Below are 6,683 nucleotides of genomic sequence, written 5' to 3'. Positions count from 1 at the left end.
CAAGTTGGCTCTGGACATACAATAACCAACGGCCCAACATGGCCATCGGCGGCATCACGCCTGCCAAGAAATTGAAACTGGCTGCATAACTCTACCGCCAAGCTCCTCCAATAATGGGGGGATTACCCATTTCCACCCCCGACCTTGTTAGCAATATATTTTCATTTGATGGTTTTGTATTTAAGGGCGACAAGAAAAGAAGAAAGACAGTCTACTCTTTTCCTGAGATATCAGACCTCTATAAAGAATATGGGAAAACATTTATCGATCAGATGGATCAGGACCAACTACGAAAGAAATGCAAAGTATTTCTTCGTGACGAGGATGGAAATGATAGATATGGCTGGCCTCTGTCAAGATGTATATCATGGGAAACTCACCTAGATAGTAAGAAGTATGTACTTTCGGATGGAGAGTGGTATCAAGTCGACGGAAAATTCTATGATGATATCACAAGTTTCTTTGCATCTTATTTAGTAAAGGACATTCATCTACCCGATGCAAATTCAAACTATGGCAAAGAATCTGATTACAACTATACTGCTTGCTCTTCTAATGAACACTTTCATCTTTTTGACTTAGGGCACTCCAGTTCTAGACATAAAAAGATCAAGAGCGCAGGGAACGAGATTTGCGACATTTTTGACTCTGAGCAAAAGCGCTTCGTACATGTAAAACCAGGAAAGGCATCCCCTCAAATCAGCCATCTTTTAAGGCAGGGTACTTTTAGCGCTCAGATTATGAGAACGGATGATGTTGAACGTTCGAATTTCCACACATACTTAGAAGAAGACCTCACGGATTTGAGTTTCCTAGATAGTTTCGATCCATCACAATTTACGGTTTCATTCGCATTGATCCTTGGTGAAAATCAAAAACGGGACATCCCATTTTTCAGTAAGGTGAGTTTTAAGGATTCTGCCACCACAATACGGAGCATGGGATATAAGTGCGAGTTCGGCTTTATCAGTAAACTACCTGAGCTCAAAACTGTAGAGCTAACTGAGTTAGAATCAGCCTGATAAATTGGTCCCTGAAACGCAAAAACCCCGGAGCAGGTGCCCCGGGGTCTTTTTTCGAGCCGCAATGTTTAGCTTGCAGGATTGGCGTTGGACTTAAGCTTTCGCTTTAGAGGCTTTTTTCGCTTTTTCCTGCGCAAGATCTACAACATCCTCCGCGCGGCCCTCTACGTAGACGCGACCGTAGTAACCATCGAGAAGGAGCTGTTTGATCTCATCGATCAGTGGGTACCGTGGGTTAGCTCCGGTGCACTGGTCATCGAATGCTTCCACTGCGACTTCGTCGAGTTTTGCCATGAACTGCTCTTCAGTGATGCCCAGATCTTTGAAGCCTGCTGGGATCTCAAGAGCCTTCTTGACGCTTTCTACCCAAGCAACCAGTTTCTCAACCTTTGCTTCACGGCTGTCTCCAGCTGCTGTGAGGCCCAGATGGTCAGCAATATCACCGTACCGGCATTTTGCCTGAGGGCGCGCATACTGAGAGAATGCGGTCTGTTTGGTTGGGTTGTCATTTGAGTTGTAGCGGATCACGTTAGAGATCAGCATGGCATTGGCCAAACCGTGCGGTACGTGGAACGCTGCACCTACTTTGTGTGCGATAGAGTGACAAACACCGAGGAAGGAGTTCGCAAATGCGATACCTGCGATGGTTGCGCCATTGTGCACTTTCTCACGTGCATTCGGGGATTCAGCACCCTTTTCGTAAGATTCTACGAGGTTCTCTTTGAGGAGTTTGAGAGCCTGCAGAGCCTGACCGTCAGAGTACTCGTTTGCCAGAACAGAGACGTAAGCTTCTGTTGCGTGGGTGATGGCATCAATGCCGCCAAACGCTGTCAGAGACTTCGGCATGTTCATGACAAGGTTCGCATCCACGATTGCCATGTTTGGTGTGAGTTCGTAATCCGCAATTGGGTACTTCATGCCGGTTTCGTCATCAGTCACCACCGCGAACGGGGTTACTTCAGAACCGGTGCCAGAAGTGGTTGGGATTGCAACCATCTTGGCTTTTTCGCCCATTTTAGGGAACTTATAGATACGCTTGCGAATGTCCATGAAGCGCAATGCCAGGTCGGCAAAGTCAACTTCCGGATGTTCGTACATGACCCACATGATCTTTGCTGCATCCATTGGGGAGCCACCACCAATTGCAACGATCACATCTGGCTTGAATGCCTTACACAGGTCAGCACCTTTACGCACGATGGACAATGTCGGATCAGCCTCTACTTCGTAGAAGACATCTGTTTCCATGCCCAGGCCTTTGAGAACACGAACAGTCTCATCAGCGTAGCCATTCTTGAACAAGAACCCATCGGTTACGATCAGTGCGCGCTTTTTACCTTCCAGATCACCCAGAGCGATTGGCAGACAGCCGCGACGGAAGTAAATGGATTCAGGCAGTTTGTGCCACAGCATGTTTTCAGCTCGCTTCGCAACGGTCTTTTTGTTGATCAGGTGCTTTGGACCTACGTTCTCACTGATGGAGTTACCACCCCAAGAGCCGCAGCCCAGTGTGAGGCTTGGCGCGAGGGAGAAGTTGTAAAGGTCACCAATGCCGCCGTGGGATGCAGGAGAGTTGATGAGAATACGGGCAGTCTTCATCCGACGGCCAAATTCTTTCACGCGGTCTGCGCAACGGTCCTGATCTGTATAGAACACTGAGGTGTGACCGATGCCACCCATGGTGACGAGCTTTTCAGCGGTGTCACATGCGTCTTCAAAACTTTTTGCCTTGTACATAGCAAGCGTTGGAGACAGCTTTTCGTGTGCGAAGGCTTCGGCTTCACTGGCTTCGGTGACTTCACCGATCAGGATCTTGGTGCCAGCAGGAACCTTTACGCCTGCCATTTCAGCAATTTTTGGTGCTGGCTGACCTACGATAGCTGCGTTGAGACCGCCATTTTTCAGCAGTACATCTTTAACAGCCTGAAGTTCTTTGCCTTTCAGCACGTAGCCCTGGTGACTGGAGAAGCGCTCTTTAACCTGCTCGTAGATTTCCTCGACAACAATGACAGACTGCTCAGATGCGCAGATCACGCCGTTATCGAATGTCTTGGACATGAGGACAGAAGCAACAAGGCGCTTCACGTCTGCAAACTCATCCACCACAACCGGGGTGTTACCAGCGCCCACGCCGATGGCTGGTTTACCGGAAGAGTAAGCTGCCTTCACCATGCCCGGACCGCCGGTTGCGAGGATCAGGTTGATCTCATCGTGTGTCATCAATGCGTTGGAGAGTTCCACTGTTGGAACGTCAATCCAGCCGATGATGTCTTTTGGCGCACCAGCTTTGATTGCTGCATCCAGAACAATGCGAGCAGCTTCATTGGTTGCCAGCTTTGCACGAGGGTGCGGGCTGAAGATGATACCGTTGCGGGTCTTCAAAGAGATCAGTGCTTTAAAGATCGCAGTAGAGGTCGGGTTTGTGGTTGGGACAATGCCGCAGATGATGCCTGTTGGTTCTGCAATGGTGATGGTACCAAAGGTGTCATCTTCATCGAGGATACCGCAGGTCTTTTCATCCTTGTATTTGTTGTAGATGTATTCGGAAGCAAACTGGTTTTTGATAACCTTGTCTTCCATGACGCCCATACCGGTTTCTTCAACCGCCATACGGGAGAGTGGGATGCGAGCATCCGCAGCAGCCAAAGCCGCCGCACGGAAAATCTTATCTACCTGCTCTTGTGTGTATGTAGCGTAAGTCCGTTGCGCTTTCTTAACCCGAGCAACCAGGGCGTCTAATTCTTCGCGATTAGTGACAGGCATTCTCTTCTCCGTAGGCAAGATCCGAAGCAGAAACGTGACAGACTATCCGTAGTTGTCACAAAACAGCTCTAGGGAGGAAACCGCTCTTCTGTTCGACACAGATATTATTGGGTCACATTGTACTTTAGGCGCATGACTTAAGTCAAAAATCAGAGATATATGAATAGGATGTCATAAAACTGGCCATCTGAAGGCTGCTTTCAGAGACTGGAATCACCATAAAAGCCAAACTTGTCATTTATTGCATAGCATTGCATACAGTTTTCACTGGTGAAGTCAGTGATATTACATTTTTATTTCAATAACTTAATGACACACGAAAGTAGGCATATGACTGAGAGGTAGCAAGCGATTTGCTTATAGGACAAGTACTCTGTCTTATACTGTGCGAAAGTTCTTTTTCTGCAATAATTTGACGGTAGTTTCACCTAGTGCTTGTGAATAGTGCGCTCTGGCTGCACAAAATACGATATTACCCGTATTTAATGTGACTCATTTTTACAAGTCCCATGAGTCTGGCAGGTATTGGCGACTTACAGATCCCAAAACGGACAGGAAGCTGTAAAGGTATTGTATTCACCACCTATGGGATGACGCAGCTCAAGCGTCTGCGCGTGAAGATGCAATCGCTCTGAGAACATCAGCGCCTCTCCATCTGCGTAGAAGCGGTCTCCCACAATGACATGACCAAGCGCGAGCATGTGTACGCGGAGCTGGTGAGAGCGGCCTGTGACTGGCATCAGCTTTACAAGGGTCGTCGCTTCCTCACGGCGGACAACTTCCCAGCGCGTGAGTGCTGAACGGCCCTGCTCATGATCAACCATCTGCTTTGGGCGATTGGGCCAGTCACACCTTAAAGGGAGGTCAACCTCCCCTTGGTCCTCAGAGACATGTCCCCACACACGGGCAATATAAGTCTTTCGCGTCATACGCTTTTCGAACTGAAGCCCGACATGACGGTGCGCGTCTTTGTTCATGGCCATCACAAGCAGGCCAGAGGTATCCATATCCAACCGATGGATGGTTGTTGCTGTTGGATAGATGGATTGAGTGCGGCTTTCCAGACAGTCCCTATGCTCTTCTGCGCGACCGGGGACACTCAACAAACCACTCGGCTTGTTGAGGACCAGAAGCTGCTCATCCTGATGGACGACATCAAGGAAGGGCTCCATGGGCGGAGCGTAGATAAAGGATGGGCTCGGAGTGTTCATGGAGGGGCTTATAACGGCTTGTAAGCAAACGTCAACGGATGAGCAGTCTGTGTTGTACGAGACTGCAACGGCCCCATATAACCGTCAGTATCCTGTTTTTATGAGGTTCCTATGATTGGCAATTTTAATTCTGAATTTGAAAAGATCACTGACTACTGGTCTCCTCGGGTCGTCGCTCAAGTGAACGACCAGTATGTTAAGGTCGCCAAGGTCAAAGGAGATCTCGCCTGGCACAAGCATGATGAGGAAGATGAGCTCTTCTATGTTGTAAAAGGCAGTGTCATTATTGAGTACGAAGAGGAAGCTGTTACCCTAAATGAGGGTGACTTTCATGTTGTCCCCAAAGGTAAAATGCACAACCCGGTTGCTCAAGAGGAATGCTGGATCGTGCTTATCGAACCTGTCGCTACAAAGCACACGGGCGATGTTGTGACTGAGAAGACGAAGTCTTTGGCAGATCAGCTGGCATAACGCCCTACTAAGGCAGCAGGGCTAATCCCGAATAAGCGGAATCTGGTGTCTTTACATTCAACGCATGCTGAATTACGCTTACGTTAACACGATGCCTGATGCGTAATACGTAGTGCGCTACCTAGGACACCTTAGGCATCTGCCCGGATTTTTCAAACACTGTAATTTAACAGATGGAGGGAACAAATATGAGCATGGACGCACTTTTGAATGACCTGAAAGGCCGCGTAGAATCCAGCGACTTTGACAGCTCAATCAAGTTTGACTGTGGTGACGAAGGTGTTTTGGTGATTGATGGCAATTCCATCTCCACCGACAACAAAGACGTTGATTGCACAATCGGCGTTACCTTTGAAGACCTTCAGTCTCTGATTGCTGGCGATCTGGACCCAACAGCGGCATTCATGCAGGGCAAGTTCACAATTGATGGTGACATGAGCGTTGCAATGAAACTTAGCCAGCTGATGTAATCTCAGCTGCTAAAAGATCGTGCATTCGGGCCACGGCCCGGATGCCACATAGACTAAAGTCTACGCAGATTCCTGCATTCTATGCTCGATAAGTTGCTGCAAAAACATCGCCCAGTGCTCGATGTAAGCCTGCTTATCTTCTTCCTTCATAAACAAACCATCCGAACTGATCAGGCCTGTCATCATTTGACGTGAGGCTGTGATGAGCGTCCGCGCGATTGTTTGGCTTATTTTATTACTATCAAAAATTGCCAGAATTCGATCATCAGTCACTTTTGCGAAGTTATCGAAGGTAGGTTTGATACGGCGACGCAGCGAGTCTTCTGTTCGCGCTGCAACAAGAATTTCCACCATGGTGAGGTACTCAGGAGAGTTCGCCTGATTCGTCCACCATTTGATAGTCAGCTCAGAAATTCTGCTTTTATCCTCACCGATTTCGTTCAACCACTCCAAAGTCAACCGAACGGATTTGGCGAGCAACCTTTCCAGAACAAAGACCATCAGATCTTCTTTAGTCGGGAAATGATGCTGCAGCGCACCCTGCGAAAATCTGGTCTTTTCGGTAATTTTCTTAATAGATGCACGGTGATAGCCAAATTCGTGCAAACAGCTGATAGCCGCAAGGAGGATCTCCTTACGCATGCGGTCACTCTTCTCTGCCTGAGTAGATTTTCGCGTTTCGCCGGTATCTTGAAAATTATTTTCCATGGAGCCTCACATCAACGCTTGTAAAAAAACCATATGCA

General features: G+C 48.1%; 6 protein-coding genes. 3 read left to right on the top strand and 3 right to left on the bottom strand.

Annotated elements, in window-relative coordinates; translation table 11 throughout:
- Positions 1-113 precede the first annotated feature (113 nt).
- Positions 114-1,022 carry a DUF6119 family protein gene (locus PsAD26_RS06485; protein WP_063309751.1) on the top strand — a complete coding sequence of 303 codons (909 nt, stop codon included), beginning with the start codon at positions 114-116 and terminating at the stop codon, positions 1,020-1,022.
- 93 nt (positions 1,023-1,115) lie between these two features.
- On the opposite strand, the gene adhE is transcribed toward PsAD26_RS06485, so the two are convergent.
- Together adhE and PsAD26_RS06475 are read right to left on the bottom strand one after the other, a co-directional pair.
- Complete coding sequence (gene adhE, locus PsAD26_RS06480) at positions 1,116-3,785, bottom strand: bifunctional acetaldehyde-CoA/alcohol dehydrogenase (protein ID WP_063301337.1); 2,670 nt, start codon at positions 3,783-3,785, stop codon at positions 1,116-1,118.
- A 533-nt stretch (positions 3,786-4,318) separates the two neighbouring features.
- Positions 4,319-4,957, bottom strand: a complete 639-nt coding sequence (locus PsAD26_RS06475; protein WP_063309752.1) for a pseudouridine synthase — start codon at positions 4,955-4,957, stop codon at positions 4,319-4,321.
- 150 nt (positions 4,958-5,107) lie between these two features.
- Between PsAD26_RS06475 and PsAD26_RS06470 the strand changes: the two genes are divergently transcribed.
- Positions 5,108-5,467 (top strand): cupin domain-containing protein, encoded by a 360-nt coding sequence (locus tag PsAD26_RS06470; RefSeq protein WP_063309750.1) that lies wholly within the window; start codon positions 5,108-5,110, stop codon positions 5,465-5,467.
- Between the two features lie 188 nt (positions 5,468-5,655).
- The gene (locus PsAD26_RS06465; RefSeq protein WP_057464754.1) at positions 5,656-5,937 is read left to right on the top strand and encodes an SCP2 sterol-binding domain-containing protein; all 282 of its coding nucleotides are present in this window, start codon (positions 5,656-5,658) and stop codon (positions 5,935-5,937) included.
- A 60-nt stretch (positions 5,938-5,997) separates the two neighbouring features.
- Here the strand turns inward: PsAD26_RS06465 and PsAD26_RS06460 are convergent, their stop codons facing one another.
- On the bottom strand, positions 5,998-6,645 hold the full coding sequence (locus PsAD26_RS06460) for a TetR/AcrR family transcriptional regulator (RefSeq protein WP_063309749.1): 648 nt from the start codon (positions 6,643-6,645) through the stop codon (positions 5,998-6,000).
- Positions 6,646-6,683: the final 38 nt, after the last annotated feature.

It is taken from the genome of Pseudovibrio sp. Ad26, from assembly GCF_001623285.1.
In the GTDB taxonomy this organism is placed as follows: domain Bacteria; phylum Pseudomonadota; class Alphaproteobacteria; order Rhizobiales; family Stappiaceae; genus Pseudovibrio; species Pseudovibrio ascidiaceicola.
This window is presented reverse-complemented; position numbering and strand designations above follow the sequence as displayed.